We start from the raw sequence: 20600 nt of genomic DNA, 5'->3' as shown, positions 1-20600 counted from the left end.
AGCGCCGAGCCCCAGCACCCCGCGCCCCAACACCCGCACCACAGCGCCCCGCGCCACAGCGCCGACGCTCCCAGCACGAAGCACCCCGCGCCCCGCGCCCCGCGCCAGTGGAGACGGTGCCGACGCCGACGCCCACACCACGCGGGGCGACCGGGACGCCCTGAAACGCGACACGCCCGGGCGTGTGACACCCGGGCGCGTACAGCGTCGTGAACTACTTCTTGCCGGCGGCCTTGCCGTCGCCGGAGTCGGAGGAGAGGGCGGCGATGAAGGCCTCCTGCGGCACCTCGACCCGGCCGACCATCTTCATCCGCTTCTTGCCTTCCTTCTGCTTCTCCAGCAGCTTGCGCTTGCGGCTGATGTCACCGCCGTAGCACTTGGCGAGCACATCCTTGCGGATCGCCCGGATGGTCTCGCGGGCGATGACCCGGCTGCCGATGGCCGCCTGGATCGGCACCTCGAACTGCTGGCGCGGGATCAACGTGCGCAGCTTCGCGGCGATGGTGACGCCGTAGTTGTACGCCTTGTCCTTGTGCACGATGGCGCTGAACGCGTCCACCGGCTCGCCGTGCAGCAGGATGTCCACCTTCACCAGGTCGGACGCCTGCTCGCCGGAGGGCTCGTAGTCCAGCGACGCGTAGCCCTTGGTGCGGCTCTTCAGCTGGTCGAAGAAGTCGTAGATGATCTCCGCGAGGGGCAGCGTGTAGCGCAGCTCCACCCGGTCCGCGGAGAGGTAGTCCATGCCGAGCAGGGTGCCGCGCCGGCCCTGGCACAGCTCCATCACCGCGCCCACGTAGTCGTTCGGGGTCAGCACGGTGGCCCGGACCACCGGCTCGTACACCTCGGCGATCTTGCCGGTGGGGTACTCGCTCGGGTTGGTCACCACGATCTCCTCGCCGTCGTCCGTGATCGCCCGGTAGACGACGTTCGGGGCGGTGGAGATCAGGTCGAGGTTGTATTCGCGCTCCAGCCGCTCCCGGATGATCTCCAGGTGGAGCAGGCCGAGGAAGCCGCAGCGGAAGCCGAAGCCGAGCGCGCCGGAGGTCTCCGGCTCGTAGTCCAGCGCGGCGTCGTTGAGCTTGAGCTTGTCCAACGCCTCGCGCAGGTTCGGGTAGTCGGACCCGTCGATCGGGTAGAGGCCGGAGTAGACCATCGGCTTCGGGTCCTTGTAGCCACCCAACGCCTCGGCCGCCGGCCGGCTGTTGATGGTGACAGTGTCACCGACCCGGGACTGCCGGACGTCCTTCACGCCGGTGATCAGGTAGCCGACCTCGCCGACGCCGAGCGCCTCGGCCTTGACCATCTCGGGTGAGATGACGCCGATCTCCAGCAGCTCGTGCACGGCGCCGGTGGACATCATCTTGATCCGCTCGCGGGCGCTGATCCGACCGTCGATGACGCGGACGTAGGTGACGACGCCGCGGTAGACGTCGTACACCGAATCGAAGATCATCGCCCGGGCGGGCGCCTCGGCGTCGCCGACCGGTGGGATGAACTGCCGGACGATCTCGTCGAGCAGGTGCGGGACGCCCTCGCCGGTCTTGCCGGAGACCCGGATGCAGTCGGCGGGGTCGCCGCCGATGAGGTGGGCCAATTCCTCGGCGTACTTCTCCGGCTGCGCGGCCGGCAGGTCGATCTTGTTGAGCACCGGGATGATGCGCAGGTCGTTCTCAAGGGCCAGGTAGAGGTTGGCCAGGGTCTGCGCCTCGATGCCCTGGGCGGCGTCGACCAGCAGCACAGCGCCCTCGCAGGCGGCCAGCGACCGGGACACCTCGTAGGTGAAGTCCACGTGCCCCGGGGTGTCGATCATGTTGAGCACGGCGTGCTCGCCGGCCCGCTCACCCTCGCGGATCGTCCACGGCATGCGGACGGCCTGACTCTTGATGGTGATGCCGCGCTCGCGCTCGATGTCCATCCGGTCCAGGTACTGCGCGCGCATCTGCCGGGGGTCGACCACGCCGGTGAGCTGCAACATCCGGTCGGCCAGGGTCGACTTCCCGTGGTCGATGTGGGCGATGATGCCGAAGTTCCGGATGCGACCGGGGTCGGTGGCACCAGGGGCGTTCGCGCCGGGATCGAGCTTCGGTGGCACAGCGGTCCGTTCTGGTCGGCTGACGTGAACAGGCCGGCGCGCCGCCGACCCCCTCTATGTTCCCACGCCGCCGGGGTGCCCCCACTGCGCGGGCGATGGATCGGCCCGAGAACCCCTCACTCCATCGGCGGCTCGACGAAGAGCGCGGCCAGCCGGGGCAGCCGCCGGCGCGCCTCGTCCTCGTCGTCGAAGTCCCAGAAGTCGTTGAGGTCGGGCGTCCGCACCGGGTCACGGTCCGCCGGCAGGTCGGTAGCGGTGGCCTTGCGGTACGCGTCCCAGGGCACCGAGAGCATCTGCTCGGCGGAGAACTCCTCGCCGGTGAGCGAGGCCGCCCGCACCTGGGGCAGTTCGGCCAGCGAGTCCGGTTCGGCGACAGCGCGGGCGAAGACGGCACGCCCCTGCGTCATCAGCCAGCCCCGGAAGTGTTCGAAGCCGTCGGCCGAGGCACCGCCGTTGATCAGGTACGCCGCGCCCCACAGATCCGCCTTGTGCGAGGCGGCGAGCACCCGCGTCTGATGCCGCGCGTACCCGATGATGTCCTCCGGGTCGCGCTCGGCGAGCAGCGCGACGGCCCGCGCGGCGACCGGGCCGGGCTCACCACCGCCGCCCGCCCGCGCCTCGTCGATCAGCTGCCAGAAGTCCTCGGTCCTCATGGCTTGGCAGTCTGGCAGTGCCGCCGCGCGTCGTGCACGTACCCCAGGGCAGCATGGTGGGGTGTCCTCGCCCCAACTGCCGCCGGTGCCGTACCACGCGAGCGCCCAGCGCCCGTCGTGGCCGGCGTTACCGGCGGCGCTGCGGGCCGCGGTCGCGGACCGGCTCGGCGCGCCGGTGGTCACCGCCCGGGTCGCGGGCGCGGGCTTCACCAGAGGTTTCGCCGCCGTGCTCGACACCGCCGACGGTGCTCAGGCCTTCGTCAAGGCCGCACCCGCCGCCGAGCAACCGCATCTGGTCGACTGGTACGCCCGAGAGGCAGCGATCCTCGACCGGCTGCCGGTGGACCTGCCGGCGCCCCGCCCCCGGTGGACCCTCTCCGCGGCCGGCTGGTTCGTGCTGTGCACCGACGCCGTCGACGGACACACCCCGAGCCTGCCCTGGGCGCCCGCCGAGCTGGACGCCACCCTCGCCGGGTACGCGCAGATCGCCGCCGCCCTGGCCGACCCGCCGGCCGAGCTGACCGCGCTCGGCCTGCCGCGCCTGGCCGACCTGGCCCGGTCGGACATCCTCTGGTGGGAGGAGGTCGCCGCCGGTCGCGAGCCGACCCCACCCCTGCCCGCGCCGCTGCTGGCCCGGCTGCCCGAGCTGGTGGAGTTGGAGTCGCTCCTCCCCCGGTACGCCGCCGGGGCGACCGGTCTGATCCACGGCGACCTACGGCTCGACAACGTGTTGATCGGGTCGGACGGCCGAGCCTGGTTCTGCGACTGGACCTGGGTCTGCTCCGGGCCCGCCTGGTTCGACCTGGCCGGCCTGCTGCTCACCGCGTACGCCAGTGGGCTGGACGCGGACCGGCTCTTCGCCACGCACCCGGCGTGCGCGGGCGCGCCCGCCGACGCGTTGGACGCCGCGCTCGCCGCGCTCGCCGGCTACTACCTCACCGGCGCCACGTCCGCACCGCCCACGGCCTCGCCGCACCGGCGCGCACACCAGCGATGGAGCGGCGAGCAGTCGCTCAGCTGGCTGGCCGACCGCCAGGGCTGGCAGTGACGGCGGCCCGGCGGCCCGGCGGCCCGGCGGCCCGGCGGCCCGGGCGGCCCGTGATCGACTCGGGTTTCTTGAAGTCGGGCTGTCAGCCGTGGTCGGATGGCCCGGTTTGCAGGAAGGCGAGTGGATCAAGCGTCGAGCGTCCGGATGAGCCCGCGAACCGGGCGGAGGCGGTTTCGGCCGAGCCGTTTTGGCTCGTCCCGGGCGACCTGGTAACCTGGCTCTTCGCGCAGCGGTGACGCATGTTCGTCATCATGCGCAATAAGCTGACCAACCCGAGCTATCAAGACGAGGCTGTCGCGTGGCGAACATCAAGTCCCAGATCAAGCGCAACCGGCAGAACGAGAAGGCCCGGCTGCGCAACAAGTCGGTCAAGTCGTCGCTGAAGACCGCCGTCCGGAAGTTCCACGAGGCTGCCGAGGCCGGTGACGTCGAGAAGGCGACCGCGCTCATGCTGGACGCCTCTCGCAAGCTGGACAAGGCCGTCAGCAAGGGCGTGATCCACTCCAACCAGGCCGCGAACCGCAAGTCCGCGATCGCAAAGCGCGTGGTGGCGCTCTCCGCCTGACGACTTCACCGTCAGACTGATTCGGAAAGCCCCGGGCCCAGGTCCGGGGCTTCCGTGTGTCCTGGTAGTCGTCGGTCGGCCGACGTGCCTCCTCGAACAGCGCCGGGCCACCGGCCGGCCGGGCTTCTCCGGGCCGGCCGCTCGGTGCGGGGCCCCTGCGGGGGTCGGTGCTCAGTCGGACGGGTTGGCCCGCCGCTGCGGTGGCGGCGGGTCGGCGCTGATCACCACGCCGGGAACGCTGTGCGAGATCCACTCCACCCGGGCTCGGCCGACCACCGGTTCCATCTGCCGGCGAAACCGGTCCCGTTCCTGCTCGGGTACGAGCGCGGCGGAGCGGACCACGACCGCGGCCACCATGTCGTTGAGCTTGACCATGGCCGCCACCACGACCGGCAGCACCAGCACCGCCCACCAGCTGACCAACTCGGCGAGGGCGAGCAGGACCGCCAGGGCGATGGCACCCTCGAAGAAGAGGAAGCACAGCACGCCACCGGGGTTGACGAACCGCAGGCCGAGGAGCCGGGCGTAGAGCGGCCGGTACCGCTCCTCGTCCACGGACATGGTGGCCCACACTGGGCGGTTCGCCCCCGTCACCTGGCGCTGCCCTGCCGGGCCGCCGCAACCGAGAAGACCGCACGTTCCAGGGCGTACGCCCGGTCGTCGGACCCGCCCTTGACGGCCGCGTTGCACTCGGCGGCGACCTGCATGGCCCGGACCAGTCCCTCCGGCGTCCAGCCCCGCCCCTGCCGCTGCGCCCGCTCGATCTTCCAGGCGGGCATGCCGAGGCTGCTGGCGAGCTGGTACGGGCTGCCCCGCCCGGCCGACGCCACCCGGGCCACCGTCCGCACCCCGTCGGCCAGCGCGTCGGCGATGGGCACCGGGTCGACCCCGACGTGCAGGGCCCAGCGCAGTGCCTCGAGCGCGGCCGGCACGTCGCCGACCATTGTGGCGTCCGCCACGGTGAAGCCGGTCACCTCGACCCGACCCCGGTAGTAACGGGACACCGTCTCGGCGCTGATCCGCCCATCGGTGTCGGCGATCAGTTGGGAGCAGGCGGCGGCCAGCTCGCGCAGGTCGTTGCCGACGGCGGCGATGAGCGCCTCGGCGGCGTCGTCGGTGCACTTCCCCCCGGCCCGGCGGATCTCGTCACGGACGAAGGCCACCCGCTCGCGGTGCCCCTTGAGCTTGCCGGCCGGGACCACCGTTGCGCCGGCCGCCCGCAGGCCGTCGGCGAACGCCTTGCCCTTCGCGCCGCCCAGATGCAGCACCAGCAGTTGGACGTCCGGGTCGGGGTTCTTCGCGTACGCCAACAGCGCGGCGACCAGGTCCTTGCGGGCATCCTGGCCGGAGCGCAGGATCAGCAGCCGCCGTCCGCCGAACAGTGAGGGGCTGAGCATCTCGGCGATCTCACCGACGGTGAGCGCACTGGCCTGGTACTCGCGGACGTCCACCTCGGGGTCGACGCCGCGAACCTTCGCGACAGCTTCGGTGACCGCGCGCGTGGCGAGCAGTTCCTCGTCACCGAGGACGAGCAGAATGGGGGCGAGGCTGGCGGGGGTCACGTCGCCCATATTCGCACGGCCTGCGGCGGGATCGTGCCTGCTCATTCGCTGCTTGGTCGGCGCAGCCCGCACACAGTGCAAATCAAGACATCTAACTCAATTCCCTCCTTAATCCGCAAATCGTTCATCGAATCGGAGTGCGGCTCAGGGCTGCCGGCCTGCGGGCAGACCTCGCCGGGCCACCGCGAGACCGTTGCCCGTCCGGACCGCCGCCACATCGCCGTCCGTGTCGGTGCGCAGCACCCGGACGCCGCCGCTGTTCAGGCGGGCGAGCAGCCCCGGGCTCGGGTGCCCGTAGGTGTTGCCGGTGCCCACCGGCACGAGCGCCACCGCCGGCCGCACCGCGTCGAGGAAGCCCGGGTCCTGATACGCCGAACCGTGGTGCGCGACCTTCAAGACGTCCGCCCTCAACTGGCCGGGCGCTGCCCGGGTCACCATCGCGTGCTGCTCCTCGGTCTCCGCGTCGCCGGCCAGCAGGATCCGCACCCCGGCCACCGTGGCGCGCAGCACCAGTGAGTTGTTGTTCGGGTCGGATCTGGTCCCCGCCAGCGGGTACGGCGGGCCGAGCACCAACAGGTCGACCCCGCCCACGGGATGGCGAGCGCCGGCCACGGTGGTCAGCAGCGCGGCCTGCCCGCCGGTGGCCGCCGCCCGGACCAGGTCCCGGCCGCTCTCCGGGTCCGTCGATGACGGCGTCAGCACGGCACCCACCCGCCGCCCTCGGAACACCCCGGCCACCCCGCCCACGTGGTCCACGTGAAAGTGGCTGATCACCAGCAGCGGCACCTCCCGTACTCCGAGCCGGCGCAGGCAACCGTCCACCGCACCTGGTTCCGGCCCGGCGTCCACCACCACGGCCCGGCCGCTGCCGACCGGAAGCACCACGGCGTCGCCCTGCCCGACCGCACAGGCCACCACCACCCAACCGGCGGGCGGCCAGCCGGCGGCCACCAGCCGCACCGGCAGGGCACCCAGCACCGCGGCGACACCGACCACCGCGACCAGCCGGCGGACGAGTGGTCGGCGCACCGCGATCAGCAGCGCGACTGTCAGCCCGGTCAGCAGCAGGGCCCCGGGCACACCACCCGGCCACGGCAGGGTGCCGCCCGGCAGCCGAGCCCCCTGCCGGGCGATGAGCACCAACCACCAGGCCGGCCAACTCGCCAGCCACGCGACGAACCCGGCACCGGCCGGCCAGATCGGCGACACCAGTGCCGCCAGCACGCCCAGCACTGTTGCTGGCGCGATGGCCGGCACGGCCAGCAGGTTCGCCGGCACCGCCACGAGGCTGACCGTGCCGGAGATGCCGGCGACGACCGGGCCGCAGGCAAGTTGGGCGGCCGCCGGCACGGCCAGCGCCTCGGCCAGCCCTGTCGGTACGCCTCGCCGCCGCAGCCCGTCCCGCCAGCGCGGCGCGAGCAGCAGCAGGCCACCGGTGGCCAGCACGGAGAGCGCGAACCCCGGGTCCCCGGCCAACTCCGGGTCGACGAGCACCAGCACGGTCACGGCAGCGGCCAACGCGGGCAGCGCCGCCCGAGGACGACCGGCGGCGAGCGCGGCGAGCCCGATCGCCCCCATCGTGGCGGCCCGTACGACGCTCGGCGACGGGCGGACCAGGATGACGAACCCCACCAGCGCCACCGCACAGAGCGCGGCGGCGAGCCACGGACCGGCCCGTGCCCACCGGGCCAGCAACAACACCGCACCCACCACAATCGCGACGTTGGAGCCGGAGACCGCGTTGAGGTGGGTCATCCCGGTGGCTCGGAAGTCCTCCTCGACGGCGGGCGGTAGTCGGCTGGTGTCGCCCACCACCAGACCGGGCAGCAGCCCACCGGGGTCGTCGGGCAGCGGCGCGCAGGCGCGTTGCAGGCCGGTACGCAGCACCCCGGCGGCCCGCTGCGCCCAGGACGACGCGCCGTGCCGCTGCGGTGGACTGTTGGTGCTGAGCACCGCCGCGGTGAGGTCGCCACCGCGCGGAACGCCGAGCCGGCCGTCGGCGCTGAGGCGCTGCCCGGGCAGCAGGCCCCGCCAGGCCGGGTCGGTCGTCAGCACGAGCAGCCGCACCGACGCGTGGATCCGCCGGCCGTCCGGGCCGGTGAGCCGGACCAGCTGCGTCGACACCAGCAACATGCCCGGCCGCCCGGCGCTGCGGATCGGGCGGGGGTCGTCCCGGACGACAAGGTCGGCGGTGACCGGAGCCCGTTGCTCGGCGAGGGCCCGGATCGGCGGCGCGTCGCGGACGGCGAGCCGGGCGGCGGTGGCGGCACCACCGCAGACCACACCGAGGCCCACCGCCACCGCCACCCACCCGTAACGCCGCACCACGGCTCGGGGACCGCCGAGGCGGCCCAGCAGGTGCCCGGCACCAACCGTCGTCAGCCCGGCCGCCGTGCCGGCCACCAGCAGCACGGTGCGGCTGCCGAGGTGCAGGCCGGCGAGCGCGGTGAGCCAGGCCGCCACGGCGAGCCCCGCCAGTCGCAGGTCCGGCGGCTCGGATCCGGCCCGACCAGCCGGGGGCGCGGTCTGCGACTGCTCGACCGGAGGGCCGGGCTGGGCGATGCGAGGCGGCGGTGGACCAGCGGCGGGCCCGCTCACACCGTCACCAGATCCTTGAGCTGCTCGTAACGGGCATCGCCGATCCCGTCGACCTGGCGTAGGTCGCCGACGGACGTGAACCCGCCGTGCTGATCCCGGTGGGTGAGGATGCGTTGGGCGAGCACCGGCCCCACCCCGGGCAGCGCGTCGAGCTGCGCCAGCGTCGCGGTGTTGAGATTCAGCGGCCCGACGGCGGGTGCCGCACCGCCCGCCGCAGGCCCGGCCGCGCCGTCCGGCGGTGGTGTCACCCCGACCACGATCAGCTCACCGTCGGTGACCTTGCGGGCGGGGTTGAGCAGCGCCACGTCGACCCCGGGCAATGCGCCGCCGGCCGCCTGCACCGCATCGGCGAGACGGGACCCGGCCGGTAGACGTACCAGACCGGGTTTGCGGACCTTGCCCGCGACCGCCACCACCACCTCGCCGGAGCTGGACACGCTGGGGCCACCCGACGGTGCGGCCGACGCGGCGTCGCTGAGCAAAGGGGCGACAGGTTCCGACCGTGGCCGGGCCTGCCAGGCCCAACCGGCCGCACCCACCACCACCACCGCGGCCACCACCGCCAACGCCCGCACACCGCGTCGCCCGGGGTCGAACGCCCCCGGGCCGGGCAACCGCGACTCGGGTGGAACCGCGAGGCCGCCCGGCGCCGGCTCCACTGCCGGCGCGGCAGGCTGGGAAGAGAGCACGTCCGCAGGCGGCGCGCCGACCAGAGACGACGGGGGTACGCCCGTGAGCGGCGCCGCCGGCCGGGGCGACGGCGCGACAGCCGCCTCCGTCAGCCGGCGCAGGCGCTGGCGTACCTCTGTCTCCTCGTCGTGCGACACAGCGCGACGCTATGGCGGCGGCCGGGACGGTGGAGGGTGACGACGGCATCCTGTGGACAACCACCCCCACTGTGGACAACGCCCTGATCATGCCCCGATCTGCTATGGCGGAGCCGAATCGCCGCGCGTGGCCTGGGTAACCGGGCTCCAGACCACGCGCATGCTGAGGGTGACGCCGTCGCCCCCTACAGGTACGGCCGGGTGATGATCTCGATGGCGTGGCCGGCCGGGTCGAAGAAGTAGAAGCCCCGCCCACCGTGCTCGGTGTTGGTCTCCCCCTCCCGCTTCAGCTGCGGGTCGGCCCAGTACGTGATGCCACGCCCCTCGACGAACGCCAGGCACCGCACGAACACCTCGTCGTCGACGAGGAACGCGTAGTGCTGCATCTGGATGTCCACCGGCGGCTCGGCGAACTGGAGCAGTACGCCGTCGTCCAACCGCACGTTGGCGAACGGCCCCCACGAGGGGGCCTCCGGCAGGTCGAACAGCTCGCGGTAGAACGCGGCCGAGGCGCTCTTGTCCTTGCTCGCGATGATGGTGTGGTTGAACGTGACTGTCATGCGTACGGTCTTCTTTCCGGTCGATCCGACGACCCGACCGCAGGCCCACAGCATTCACCCAGCCACGCAGATGACGAAGCCCCGGGGGCACCGACGCCCCGGATCCCGCACGAGAGACGCGGACGACGCGTCGATCTCGGCGTGGTGGCTGAAGTAGCCAGAACCTCCGGGGGTAGGCCCATCTGGGGCGCGCACGGAGGCTAACACAGCGGCGCGGAGCAGCTGCCCCCCGAGAACCTGTCAGCGGGCCTCCGGGTCGAGGCCGAGCACGGCCCGTCCCCCGTCCACCGGCAGTGTCACCCCGTTGATGAAGCTCGCCGCGGGTGACAGAAGGTACGCGACCGCCTCGGCCACCTCGTCGGTACGCCCGATCCGGCCCACCGGGTGCAGCCGGTTCAGCTCGGTGGTGATCCACTCAGCCTGGCTGGGCTCCTGAGCGGCCAGGAACTCTGCGTGCCGCTCGGTGGCGATCGAGCCGAGCGCTACCGCGTTGGCGCGGATGCCGTGCCGTCCATACTCGACGGCCAGCGCCCGGGTCAGCCCCTCCACGGCGGCCTTCGCCGTTGCGTACGGCAGCGCACCGGGCACCGGCCGGCGGGCCTGGTGCGACGAGACGTTGACGATCGCGCCGCCGGTGGCGCGGGCCAGGAAGTGGCGGACGGCGACCGCGGCGCCCACCACTGCCGGGCGCAGGTTCACGGTGATCAGGTCCAGCACCGTGTCGGCCGACGCGGAGTGCAGCGCGGCGTCGCGGAACACCGCCGCGTTGTTCACCCAGCCGGTCAGCGGCGCGGCCCGGTCCGCCAGCTCGACGGCGCGTTCGGCCACCTGCTCGTCGGCGGCGTCGCCGAGAACCGCGACGAGCCGATCGGCGGCCGGGTGGCCGGCCAACCAGTCCACAGCCTCGGCGTCGCGTTCCAGGACGACGACGGTGGCACCGGTGGCCACCAGCCGTTGCACCACAGCCCGGCCGACACCGCGCCCACCCCCGGTCACCACGTACGACGTGGGCACTGCTCAGCCCTGCGGACGGCGGTGGACGACCACGCAGGCCAGCCCCGGCCCGGCGTGCGCCGCGATGACGGCACCCGCCTCGGAGACGTAGGTGTCGTGCAGCCGGTCGCCGAACCGTTCGGTCAGCGCGGCACGCAACGCCTCGGCCCGTTGCGGTGCGGCCAGGTGGTGCACCCCGAGGTCCACGTCGTCGTCGCCGGCCGCCTCGACGGCCAGGTCCACGAGGCGGGCCACTCCCCGGCTGGCGGTGCGGACCTTCTCGCGCAGCACGATCGCCCCGTCCGGCATGTGCATGATCGGCTTGACGGACAGCGCGGTGCCGACCAGCGCCTCGGCGGCGTTGATCCGGCCGCCGCGACGGAGGAACTCCAGCGTGTCGACGTAGAACCAGACGGTGGTGCGGGCCACGGCGGCGAGCGCCGCGTCGCGTACCACGGCAAGATCGGCGCCGGCCTGGGCTGCGGTGGCGGCGGCGATGGCGGGAAAGCCCAGCCCCATGCCGGTCGAGCGGCTGTCCACGACCTCCACCCGGCCGTCCAGGTCGGCGGCGGCCAGCCGGGCGGCCTCCACGGTGCCGGACAGCGCGGCGGAGAGGTGCACCGAGACGATCCCGTCGGCGCCGGCGTCGAGCAGTTGGCGGTACGTCCGGGCGAACTGCTCCGGTGCCGGGCGGGAGGTGGTCGCGGTGACCCGGCGGGCGCTCAGTGCGACTGTCGCGTCGGACGGCTGGGTCTCCACCCCCTCCAGCCCTTCCGCGCCGTTGAGGACGACGGTCAACGGCACGACGGTCAGCCGGTGCGCCTGCACCAGCTCGGGCGGAAGGTAGGCGGTGGAGTCGGTGACAACCGCGACGGGCATGCCCGGCACGCTAGCCGATCGAGGCCGCGAACGCCGAGGCGCGATTGCTCAGACCGCGTCGACGGCGACCGGTGCGGTGATCAGGCCGACGTTGTGCGCCCGCAACTGCCATCCACGGACGTCGTCGTGACGCAGTTCGGTCCAGTGGCAGTTGGCCAACGAGCCGACGGTGCGCAGCACGGCATTGTCCCAGCCGAGCAGGTGACCGATGCCCTGCCGGGAGCCGCCACCGTGCGTGGCGATCACCACGGTGCCGCCCGCGGCCGCGTCGGCTGCCTCCTGCAACGCGACACCGACCCGTTCGCCGAGGTCGTGCAGGGGCTCCAGGCCCGCCCCCGGGTCGGGGTCGCCGGCTCGCCAGCGCGCGTACTCGTCGGGAAAGCGCGCGGCGACCTCGGTGAGGTGCAGACCCTGCCACTGGCCGAAGTGCCGCTCACGGAGCCGGGCGTCGGTGCGGACCGGCAGCCCGGTCAGCGCCGCGAGCGCGGCGGCGGTGTCCGCGGCGCGGCTCAGGTCGCTGGCCACGATCGCGTCGGGCCGCAGCGCCGCGAGCAGCGGGGCGGCGGCGCGGGCCTGGTCGCGGCCCAGCTCGTTGAGGGGTACGTCGGTCTGCCCCTGGACGCGGTTGGCGGCGTTCCAGTCGGTGTTGCCGTGCCGCCAGACGATCAGTCGGCTCATTCGGCGGCGGCGGACCCGCTGGCGTCGGCCTCGACCAGGTCGCGATCGACGAACGGGATGGTGGGGCAGTCCTTCCAGAGGCGGTCGAGCCCGTAGAACTCGCGCTCCTCGGTGTGCTGGACGTGCACCACGATGTCGACGTAGTCGAGCAGCACCCAGCGGCCACCGCGCTCGCCCTCGCGCCGCACCGGCTTCGCCTTCTCCGGCAGCTCCAGCAGGCTCTCCTCGATGGCGTCGACGATGGCCAGCACCTGACGCTCATTGGGGGCGGCGGCGAGCACGAACGCGTCGGTGATGGCGAGCTGGTCGCCGACGTCGATGATCGTGATGTCCTGCGCCTTCTTGTCGGCGGCGGCCTGGGCGGCCGCGATAGCCAGCTCGTGAGCGCGTTCGGAAACTGTCACCGTTCTCCTTCGATCAAGCGTGCGATCCTCCAAGCGTCTCATACCCGACGGCATCGCGATCGTGCAGTTCTGCCCGGTTAGCTGCACAAACCTGGGCATAACGGGTGCGCTCAGCGCTGATAGAGGCTCCGCTTGGCGATGTACTGCACCACACCGTCGGGCACCAGATACCAAACCGGCTCACCTCTGGCGACCCGGGCGCGGCAGTCGGTTGACGAGATGGACATCGCGGGCACCTGGATCAGGCTGACGGTGTCCGCCGGAAGGTGCTTGTCGCTCAGCGGGAAGCCGGGCCGGGTCACCCCGATGAAGTGCGCCAGCTCGAAGATCTCGTCCAGGTCCTTCCAGGACAGGATGCGTTGCAGGGCGTCCGCGCCGGTGATGAAGAAGAGCTGCACCTTCGGGCCGTACTCAGCCTGGAGGTCACGCAGCGTGTCGACGGTGTAGGTGGGTCCGCTGCGGTCGATGTCGACCCGGCTGACCTGGAAGCGGGGGTTGGAGGCGGTGGCGATGACGGTCATCAGGTACCGGTCCTCGGCCGGGCTGACCGGCTCGTCGGCCTTCTGCCACGGCTGGCCGGTGGGGACGAAGACCACCTCGTCCAGGCCGAACCGGTCCGCCACCTCGCTGGCCGCGACGAGGTGCCCGTGGTGGATCGGGTCGAAGGTGCCACCCATGATGCCGATCCGCCGGATATCTTCCTCCACCCAGTGATCGTAGGCCGAGCGTGGTTGACGACCGTCCCGGCCCGGCACCGTCGGCCCGTGCGTCGCCGGACATCGGTGCGACAGGGGGTCGCGGCAGCCTGCACGGCGGCGTATATTCGTCGACGAGTAACCGTCGACGAGCGAGGGGGTCGTCGTGCCGAAGCGGCGCAAGGTCGGCAACCTGCTGGCGCTGGCCGTGCTGTCCGCCCTGGTCCAGCGGCCCATGCACCCGTACGAGATCGCCACCGCACTCCGCGCCTGGGGCAAGGACCAGGACATGGAGTTCAAGTGGGGGTCCTTCTACACGGTGATCGGCAACCTGGACAAACACCACCTGATCGAGGCGGCGGAGAGCGTGCGCGAGGGCCGCCGCCCGGAACGCACCGTCTACCGGATCACCGACGCCGGGCGGGCGGAGCTGATCGACTGGGCCCGCGAGCTGGTCTCCACCCCGATGGCGGAGCACCCCCGCTTCCGGGCCGGGCTGTCAGTGCTCGCCGCGTTGCACCCCGACGAGGCCACCGACCTGCTGCGGCAACGGCTCTCCCGGCTGGAGGACGCAATCCGCCAGGACCGCGAAACGCTCGACGCGCACCTGCGGGAGATTCCCCGGCTGTTCCTGGTGGAGTCGGAGTACGACCTCGCCATCCGGGACGCGGAGGCAGCCTGGCTGCGGGCCCTGCTCGCCGAGCTGACCTCGGGAAGCTACCCCGGCCTGGACACCTGGCGGGCCTTCCACGAGACCGGCGAGATGCCCGCCGAACTGACCGATCTGGCCGAGAGAACCAGCACCGACAGCCGCGGGGGCGATCCCACCGGCTGAAAGAACGGCCCCGGCGAGGTGCGCCAACACCTCACCGGGGCCCTGACCCCGAACCGACGCCTGGGAAGGCACCCGGCCCGAAGCGGCAACCACGAGGATAACCGGGCTCCCTCCCAGGTCCGCGTGCCCGCGCACCGACCACACCAGGTCCGCGCGTCGGCACCGACCACACCCAGGGAGAGACCATGACCACGGTACGAACCGCGATCGTCATCGGCGGTGGCATCGCCGGGCCGGTGACAGCGCTCGCGCTGCGCCGCGCCGGCATCACCGCAACCGTCTACGAGGCGTACCCGAGCACGGCCACCGGCATCGGCGGCACCCTCGCCCTCGCGCCCAACGGGATGGCGGCGCTGCGGACGGTCGGCGTCCACGACGCGGTGACGGCGATCGCCACACCGATCGGACGCAACGCCCTGGCTGTCGGCCGCCGACGCATCGACCTGCCCACCCTGACCGGGGTGCCGCCGCTGCACGTGGTGCACCGGGCCGAGCTTCACCAGGTGCTGCACGATCAGGCGTCCGCTGAGGGCGTGCCGTTCGCGTACGGCAAGCGGCTGGTCGCCGCCGAGCAGACCGGCGACGGCGTGATCGCCCGTTTCGAGGACGGCAGCACCGCCACCGCCGACATCCTCGTCGGCGCGGACGGAATCCGCTCCACAATCCGGGGTCTCATCGACCCGGCCGCGCCCGGCCCTCGGTTCACCGGGCTGCTCGGCTTCGAGGCGGTGGCCCGACACGAGGTCGACGCCGAGCCGGGCACGATGACGTTCGCGTTCGGGCGACGGGGTTACTACCTGTACTGGCCGGAGCCCGGCGGCGGCACCCGGTGGGGGGCCAACCTGCCGCAGCAGCGGCCGATGAGCCTGGTCGAGGCCCGGGCGGTGCCGGCGGAGCAGTGGCTGGACACGCTGCGCAGCAGCTACGGCGACGACGACCCGGGCCGGGACCTGATGGCGACCAGCAACGCCGCCGACCTCCAGGTGGTCGGGTCGTTGCAGATCATGCCGCCGGTGCCGCACTGGCATCGGGGCCGGATGGTGCTGGTCGGCGACGCGGCGCACGCGCCGTCGAACAGTTCGGGGCAGGGCGCGTCACTGGCCATCGAGAGCGCCGTGCAACTCGCCCGCTGCCTCCGCGACCTGCCGGACGTCGAGGCGGCGTTCGACGCGTACGTGCGGCTGCGTCGTACCCGGGTGGAGAAGGTGGCGGCGCGCGCGGCCCGGATCAACCACGCGAAGGCTCCCGGGGCAGTCGCGCGGACGCTGATGCCGTTGCTGATGCCACTGATGGTGCGCACGGTGCTGGACCCGGAGAAGACCGTCGCCGACGAGCAGCGCTACGTCATCGACTGGGACGCGCCGGTCACTGCGGTACCCGCCCCGCGCTGAGGTTGTGGGCCAGCGGGGTGGCCGGCCGGCCACCCCGCTGGTCAACGTTCAGGCCGAGGCGGCGGCCACCGCCGTCCGGACGACCAGCGCGCGGCGCAGGTCGTCGGCGGCGTCGGTCACCACCCGGCGCAGGCCGGGGGTCAGGTCGTCGCGGGCCAGCAACGCCGCGGCCGCCTCCCGGGTCGGCTGCGCCACGGCGTAGCGGGGGAACGCCAGGGCCGCCACCCGGTCGGCCGTCCAGGGGGTACGCCGGCGCGCGGCGGCCGGCATCTCCGCGAAGTATCGATCGACGTACGCGGCGGTCAGCTCGGCCTGCTCGGGTTGCCAGAACCCCTCGGCTGTCGCTTCCAACAGCCGGTTGGACAGGTCGTCGCCCCGCACGATGATCTCCCAGGCCGCCTGCTTCGCCGCCGCGTCGGGCAGGGCGGCCCGGCACCGCGCGGCCCGTTCCGCGCCAGCGGAGCTGACGTCTGCGGCCGCCTCGATGGCGATCTCCGCCTCGCCCGCGGCACCCAGCACCACCAGTCGGCGCAGCACCGCCCAGCGCAGCTCCGCGTCGACCTTCAGGCCGGCCGGCACGTCCCGGCCGACGAGCCAGCCGACGAGCAGGTCGGCGTCGGTGGTGGCGGCGATCCAGCCCCGTGCGGCGGCGAGCTGCAACGACTCCCCGGCCGGCGCGCCGTCGAGCAGGCGCCGGCACGCCTCGGCGACCCGGGCCAACGCTGTCGAGCGGGTCAGCGGGTCGAGGTATCGGTCGATCAGTGACCGACTGAGCGTCAGCACGTCCTCCGCAATGATCACCTCGGTCTCGGTGGGCAGCGCGGCGACGATCAGGTCGACCAGGCCGGCGACCGGCCGCTCCCCGTCGGTCACCGCGTCCAGCGCCTCACCCCACAGCACCGCCCGGGCCAGCGGGTCGGTCAGGCCGGGCAGCACCAGCGGGACGGCCTCGGCCGACGCCGGGTCGAGACGCACCTTGGCGAAGGTGAGGTCACCGTCGTTGAGCAGCAGCAGCCGGGCCGCCGGCTCACCCGTCAGCTGACCCAGCACGGTGCGCCCACCGTCGGCGGCCGGGTCGATGTCCACCTCGTCGCGCCGGACGGTGCCGTCCGCCGCATAGCGGCCCACGCCGATCCGGTGCGGGCGCAGCACCGGGTGCGACTCGGGTGCGGTCTGCACCACGGCGACCTCGGTGTAGCGGCCGTCGGCGTCGACGGCGACCTCGGCGCGCAACGTGTTGACCTGCGGCTGGCGCAACCACAGCTCGGCCCAACCGGACAGCTCCCGCCCGCTGCTGGCGGAGAGGCTGGTGAGCAGGTCGTCGAGGGTGGCGTTGCCGAAGCGGTGCGCCGCGAAGTGGGCGTTCAAACCGGCCAGGAACGCCTCGTCGCCGAGCCACGCGACCAGCTGCCGCAGCACGCTGGCCCCCTTGGCGTACGAGATGCCGTCGAAGTTGAGCAGGCCCTCGTCGGCGTCGGCCACCTCCTGTGGGGCGACCGGGTGGGTGGAGGGGCGCTGGTCGGCTGCATACCCCCAGGCCTTGCGGCGCATGGCGAAGGTGGTCCAGGACTGGTCGAAGCGGGTCGCCTCGGCGGTGACCCGGGTGCCCAGGTATTCGGCGAAGGACTCGTTCAACCACAGGTCGTCCCACCAGCGCATGGTGACCAGGTCACCGAACCACATGTGGGCCATCTCGTGGGCGATGGTGCCGGCCCGCTGCTCGCGCTGGGTGTCGGTGACCGCCGAGCGGAAGATGTAGTCGTCGCGGAAGGTGACGATGCCCGGGTTCTCCATCGCCCCGGCGTTGAACTCGGGCACGAACGCCTGGTCGTACTTGCCGAACGGGTAGCGCTCGGTGAAGAGCTGGTGGAACCGGTCCAGGCACTGCCGGGTGACGGTGAAGATCTCGTCGGCGTCGGCGTCCAGGTGCTCGGCCTGCGACCGGCGGCAGTAGATGCCCAGCGGTACGCCGTCGTGCTCGGCCCGCCGGACGTGGTACGGCCCGGCGATCAACGAGAAGAAGTAGGTGGCCAGGGGCGCGCTCGGGGCGAACTCCCAGCGCCCGGGGGCCGGGTTGGCGGCCAGCTCGGCGTTGCCCGCGACGAGCCACTGCGGCGGCGCGGTGACCGAGAGGGTGAACGGGGCCTTGAGGTCGGGTTGGTCGAAGGCGGCGAAGATGCGCTGCGCATTGTCGAGGAAGGACATCGCGTAGAGATAGGTCTCGCCGTCGGCCGGGTCGACGAAGCGGTGCATCCCCTCGCCCGCGTTGGAGTACGCCATCTCCGCCTCGACGACGAGCGTGTTCTCCGCGGCCAGGTCACCGATCGGCAGCCGGTTGTCGGTGAGCAGGTCGAGGTCGAGGTCACTGTCGTTGAGGCGTACCCCGAGCAGTTTGACGGGCTTGACCTCGGCGAAGGTCTCGGCGCCGGCGGTCGCCCGGAACCGGATCTCGACGCGGGAACGGAACACGTCACCGTCACCGGTCAGGTCGAGGTCCACCTGATAGGACTCGACAGTAATCGCCGCGCCACGCGCGGTCGCCTCTACACGGGTCAGGCTCGGCATCCGCTTATCCTGCCCGATGGGGATCGGTACCCGGTCACCAGACGACCCTCGGCACTGGAGGAAAGAACCATGGCGCAGCACCCCAAGGGCGACTTCGACCTCTCTCGGGCGGTCTGGCAGCGGGCCGAGGGGGACACCTCCGACAGCGCCGTTGAGGTCGCGTTCGTCGACGACCTGATCGGCATGCGTAACTCGGCCGAGCCGGACGGGCCGGTGCTGGTCTTCACCCAGGCCGAGTGGGACGCCTTCGTGGCCGGCGCGCAGGACGGCGAGTTCGACCTGGACTGATCGCGCCCGCCGACCCGTCGGTGCTGGATCGCCGTGCCGGTGCCCGTGCTGCGGACACCGGCACGGCCACGCGGGCGGCCGGGTCGACGCCCTCCCGGGTCGACCACCCGGGGCCGCTGGTCAGTCATCGCCAGGGCCGTCGCCGCCGCCCCAGCCGAGGCCACCGGGACCGGGGGCGTGGTGGAAGCCCGGGTGGTCGGCCACGTCGACGCAGCGCTCCCCGTCCGGGCCGACCGCGCCGCAGAACAGCCGCTCGGCCCGCTGCCAGGCGTCGGCCGGTGACAGGGCCGCCGCCCCGAGTGCCACCTCCGAGCGGAGCAGGCTCAACGCCTCGGCGTACGCCACTGCCAGTTCACGCGCCTCGGCCGGGCCGGGCGCGGTGAAGCCCAGGTGCACTGTGAAGAACCGGTGCGGACGGGTGGGCCGCCGTGGTGGCCCGATCAGTGACCGCCCGTCGCGGCCTCCGCCCAGTGCTCCGGCCCCTCGCCGCTGCCGCCAGTGCGGCGATCTGTTGTCACGCATCCGCCCTCCCCGTGGTTGTCCCACCAGCAGCAAACCAGGTTCCGCCGCCCCTGGGAGGGGCCAGCCGCACCGGGGTTCAGCGGCGTCGACCGGGGTAACCGCGGTGGGCGGCGGCGACCAGCCGCGCCCGCGCGTGAGGAGACCCGATGGCGACCATGCCGGCCGACCGCAGCCCGGACAGCACCCTCGCACTGCTGCGCGCCGGTTACCGGTTCGTCAGCGAGCGCTGCGAGCGGTACGGCAGCGACGTCTTCCAGACCCGGATCCTGCTCACCCCGACCATCTGCCTACGGGGCCGGCCGGCGGCGGAGCTGTTCTACGACAACGACCGCTTCCAACGTGACACCGCGATGCCGCTGCGCGTGCAGCGGACCCTGACCGGTCGGGGTGGGGTGCAGGGCCTGGACGGGCCGGAGCACGACGACCGCAAGGCCATGTTCATGTCGATCATGACACCGACCGCGATCCGGCAACTCGGCCAGCTCTTCGACGACGAGTGGCGGACCCGGATCACCGCCTGGGAGGGCGCCGGCCCGGTGTCGCTCTACGACGAGCTGGGCCGGTTGCTGACCCGGGTGGTCTGCGCCTGGGCCGGGGTGCCACTGCCGACGTCGCAGGTCGAACGCCGTGCCACCGAGCTGCACGCCATGATCGAAGCCCCAGCGGCGATCGGCCCCCGGCACTGGCGGGGGCGGCTCGCCCGGTACCGCGCCCAACACTGGCTCACCGACCTCGTCGAACGGACCCGGGTCGGCTCAGCCCCGGCGCCGGCCGGCAGCGCCCTGGCCGTGATCGCCGAACACCGGGACCGAGCCGGCCGCCTCCTCCCCCGCCGGATCGCGGCGGTGGAGCTGCTCAACGTGTTGCGCCCGGTGGTCGCCGTCGACCAGTACATCGCCTTCGCCGCGCTCGCCCTGCACGACCATCCGGCCTGGCGGGAACGGGTCCGCGACGACGACGAGGCCACCGAGCACTTCGTCCAGGAGGTCCGCCGCTACTACCCGTTCTTCCCGCTGGCGGCGGCCCGGGTCCGGCGGTCCTTCGACTGGCAGGGCCATCACTTTCCGAAGGGCCGGCGGGTGCTGCTCGACCTCTACGGCACCAACCACCACCCGGCGATCTGGCCGCAACCTGAGCTGTTTCGTCCGGAGCGGTTCGCCGGCCGCCGGGTGGACCCGTTCGAGCTGATCCCGCAGGGCGGCGGTGATCACTGGGCCGGTCACCGCTGCGCCGGCGAGTGGCTCACCATCGACCTGATGAAGCGGGCGGTCACCAACCTGACCGCCGCCATGCGCTACGACGTGCCGGTCCAGGACCTGGCCCTGGACCTGCACCGGATGCCGGCGCTGCCGCCGCTGGGCCTGACCGTCACCAACGTCCGCCGCGCGCCCGACCTCCGCCCGGCCTGACCCGCCCCACCGGTCACGGTGCCCGGCGAGACCGGT

General features: G+C 72.8%; 20 protein-coding genes. 6 read left to right on the top strand and 14 right to left on the bottom strand.

The window, feature by feature from the left end:
- Nucleotides 1–214: 214 nt before the first annotated feature.
- Together lepA and AB0C03_RS30485 are read right to left on the bottom strand one after the other, a co-directional pair.
- The gene (lepA, locus tag AB0C03_RS30490; RefSeq protein WP_030336504.1) at nucleotides 215–2092 is read right to left on the bottom strand and encodes a translation elongation factor 4; all 1878 of its coding nucleotides are present in this window, start codon (nucleotides 2090–2092) and stop codon (nucleotides 215–217) included.
- A 116-nt stretch (nucleotides 2093–2208) separates the two neighbouring features.
- Nucleotides 2209–2745: a DUF4240 domain-containing protein gene (locus tag AB0C03_RS30485; protein ID WP_030336505.1), complete on the bottom strand. Its 537-nt coding sequence runs from the start codon at nucleotides 2743–2745 to the stop codon at nucleotides 2209–2211.
- A 61-nt stretch (nucleotides 2746–2806) separates the two neighbouring features.
- Here AB0C03_RS30485 and AB0C03_RS30480 point away from each other — a divergent pair, with 61 nt between their 5' ends.
- Nucleotides 2807–3793, top strand: a complete 987-nt coding sequence (locus AB0C03_RS30480) for a phosphotransferase family protein (protein WP_357640639.1) — start codon at nucleotides 2807–2809, stop codon at nucleotides 3791–3793.
- A 298-nt stretch (nucleotides 3794–4091) separates the two neighbouring features.
- Nucleotides 4092–4358: a 30S ribosomal protein S20 gene (gene rpsT, locus AB0C03_RS30475; RefSeq protein ID WP_030336508.1), complete on the top strand. Its 267-nt coding sequence runs from the start codon at nucleotides 4092–4094 to the stop codon at nucleotides 4356–4358.
- A 171-nt stretch (nucleotides 4359–4529) separates the two neighbouring features.
- Here the strand turns inward: rpsT and AB0C03_RS30470 are convergent, their stop codons facing one another.
- From AB0C03_RS30470 to nadD, 10 genes are all read right to left on the bottom strand, one after another.
- Entirely contained in the window at nucleotides 4530–4919 is a 390-nt protein-coding gene (locus AB0C03_RS30470; protein WP_357640636.1) for a hypothetical protein, read from the bottom strand.
- 29 nt (nucleotides 4920–4948) lie between these two features.
- Complete coding sequence (gene holA / locus AB0C03_RS30465; RefSeq protein WP_357640633.1) at nucleotides 4949–5929, bottom strand: DNA polymerase III subunit delta; 981 nt, start codon at nucleotides 5927–5929, stop codon at nucleotides 4949–4951.
- Nucleotides 5930–6064: 135 nt separating this feature from the next.
- Nucleotides 6065–8404, bottom strand: coding sequence for a ComEC/Rec2 family competence protein (locus tag AB0C03_RS30460; protein WP_357640694.1), 2340 nt, complete (start codon nucleotides 8402–8404; stop codon nucleotides 6065–6067).
- Between the two features lie 110 nt (nucleotides 8405–8514).
- Nucleotides 8515–9345 (bottom strand): ComEA family DNA-binding protein, encoded by an 831-nt coding sequence (locus AB0C03_RS30455; RefSeq protein ID WP_357640630.1) that lies wholly within the window; start codon nucleotides 9343–9345, stop codon nucleotides 8515–8517.
- 185 nt (nucleotides 9346–9530) lie between these two features.
- Nucleotides 9531–9905, bottom strand: a complete 375-nt coding sequence (locus AB0C03_RS30450) for a VOC family protein (protein ID WP_030336519.1) — start codon at nucleotides 9903–9905, stop codon at nucleotides 9531–9533.
- Between the two features lie 240 nt (nucleotides 9906–10145).
- Entirely contained in the window at nucleotides 10146–10919 is a 774-nt protein-coding gene (locus tag AB0C03_RS30445; protein WP_210866634.1) for an SDR family NAD(P)-dependent oxidoreductase, read from the bottom strand.
- Nucleotides 10920–10922: 3 nt separating this feature from the next.
- The gene (locus tag AB0C03_RS30440) at nucleotides 10923–11777 is read right to left on the bottom strand and encodes a DegV family protein (protein ID WP_030336523.1); all 855 of its coding nucleotides are present in this window, start codon (nucleotides 11775–11777) and stop codon (nucleotides 10923–10925) included.
- A 48-nt stretch (nucleotides 11778–11825) separates the two neighbouring features.
- Nucleotides 11826–12455, bottom strand: a complete 630-nt coding sequence (locus AB0C03_RS30435; protein ID WP_210866635.1) for a histidine phosphatase family protein — start codon at nucleotides 12453–12455, stop codon at nucleotides 11826–11828.
- Entirely contained in the window at nucleotides 12452–12859 is a 408-nt protein-coding gene (rsfS, locus tag AB0C03_RS30430) for a ribosome silencing factor (RefSeq protein ID WP_030336526.1), read from the bottom strand. The genes AB0C03_RS30435 and rsfS overlap by 4 nt, the downstream gene beginning before the upstream one ends.
- A 110-nt stretch (nucleotides 12860–12969) precedes the next feature.
- A complete protein-coding gene (gene nadD / locus AB0C03_RS30425; RefSeq protein ID WP_030336528.1) occupies nucleotides 12970–13566 on the bottom strand; it encodes a nicotinate-nucleotide adenylyltransferase in 597 nt (198 codons plus the stop codon).
- A gap of 154 nt (nucleotides 13567–13720) precedes the next feature.
- On the opposite strand from nadD, the gene AB0C03_RS30420 reads away from it, so the two are divergent.
- Nucleotides 13721–14389, top strand: coding sequence for a PadR family transcriptional regulator (locus AB0C03_RS30420; protein ID WP_357640624.1), 669 nt, complete (start codon nucleotides 13721–13723; stop codon nucleotides 14387–14389).
- 185 nt (nucleotides 14390–14574) lie between these two features.
- Nucleotides 14575–15780, top strand: a complete 1206-nt coding sequence (locus tag AB0C03_RS30415; protein ID WP_357640621.1) for an FAD-dependent monooxygenase — start codon at nucleotides 14575–14577, stop codon at nucleotides 15778–15780.
- Nucleotides 15781–15828: 48 nt separating this feature from the next.
- On the opposite strand, the gene pepN is transcribed toward AB0C03_RS30415, so the two are convergent.
- Entirely contained in the window at nucleotides 15829–18345 is a 2517-nt protein-coding gene (gene pepN, locus AB0C03_RS30410; protein WP_357640618.1) for an aminopeptidase N, read from the bottom strand.
- Nucleotides 18346–18414: 69 nt separating this feature from the next.
- Here pepN and AB0C03_RS30405 point away from each other — a divergent pair, with 69 nt between their 5' ends.
- A complete protein-coding gene (locus tag AB0C03_RS30405) occupies nucleotides 18415–18633 on the top strand; it encodes a DUF397 domain-containing protein (protein WP_030336536.1) in 219 nt (72 codons plus the stop codon).
- 120 nt (nucleotides 18634–18753) lie between these two features.
- Here AB0C03_RS30405 and AB0C03_RS30400 read toward each other — a convergent pair whose 3' ends face one another.
- Nucleotides 18754–19155: a hypothetical protein gene (locus AB0C03_RS30400; protein WP_357640615.1), complete on the bottom strand. Its 402-nt coding sequence runs from the start codon at nucleotides 19153–19155 to the stop codon at nucleotides 18754–18756.
- Nucleotides 19156–19301: 146 nt separating this feature from the next.
- On the opposite strand from AB0C03_RS30400, the gene AB0C03_RS30395 reads away from it, so the two are divergent.
- Entirely contained in the window at nucleotides 19302–20564 is a 1263-nt protein-coding gene (locus AB0C03_RS30395) for a cytochrome P450 (RefSeq protein WP_030336540.1), read from the top strand.
- The last annotated feature ends 36 nt before the right edge of the window (nucleotides 20565–20600 follow it).

It is taken from the genome of Micromonospora parva (genome assembly GCF_040649675.1).
Taxonomy (GTDB): Bacteria; Actinomycetota; Actinomycetes; order Mycobacteriales; family Micromonosporaceae; genus Micromonospora; species Micromonospora parva.
Note: the sequence above shows the minus strand (reverse complement) of the source record. Positions and strands in the feature narration are given on the sequence as shown.

Coding starts and splice junctions, on each gene's coding strand:
- AB0C03_RS30485 (WP_030336505.1), bottom strand. CDS start 2,745: ATGAGGACCGAGGACTTCTGGCAGCTGATCGACGAGGCGCGGGCGGGC.
- AB0C03_RS30470 (WP_357640636.1), bottom strand. CDS start 4,919: ATGTCCGTGGACGAGGAGCGGTACCGGCCGCTCTACGCCCGGCTCCTC.
- holA (WP_357640633.1), bottom strand. CDS start 5,929: ATGGGCGACGTGACCCCCGCCAGCCTCGCCCCCATTCTGCTCGTCCTC.
- AB0C03_RS30450 (WP_030336519.1), bottom strand. CDS start 9,905: ATGACAGTCACGTTCAACCACACCATCATCGCGAGCAAGGACAAGAGC.
- AB0C03_RS30440 (WP_030336523.1), bottom strand. CDS start 11,777: ATGCCCGTCGCGGTTGTCACCGACTCCACCGCCTACCTTCCGCCCGAG.
- AB0C03_RS30435 (WP_210866635.1), bottom strand. CDS start 12,455: ATGAGCCGACTGATCGTCTGGCGGCACGGCAACACCGACTGGAACGCC.
- AB0C03_RS30415 (WP_357640621.1), top strand. CDS start 14,575: ATGACCACGGTACGAACCGCGATCGTCATCGGCGGTGGCATCGCCGGG.
- pepN (WP_357640618.1), bottom strand. CDS start 18,345: ATGCCGAGCCTGACCCGTGTAGAGGCGACCGCGCGTGGCGCGGCGATT.
- AB0C03_RS30405 (WP_030336536.1), top strand. CDS start 18,415: ATGGCGCAGCACCCCAAGGGCGACTTCGACCTCTCTCGGGCGGTCTGG.
- AB0C03_RS30400 (WP_357640615.1), bottom strand. CDS start 19,155: ATGCGTGACAACAGATCGCCGCACTGGCGGCAGCGGCGAGGGGCCGGA.
- AB0C03_RS30395 (WP_030336540.1), top strand. CDS start 19,302: ATGGCGACCATGCCGGCCGACCGCAGCCCGGACAGCACCCTCGCACTG.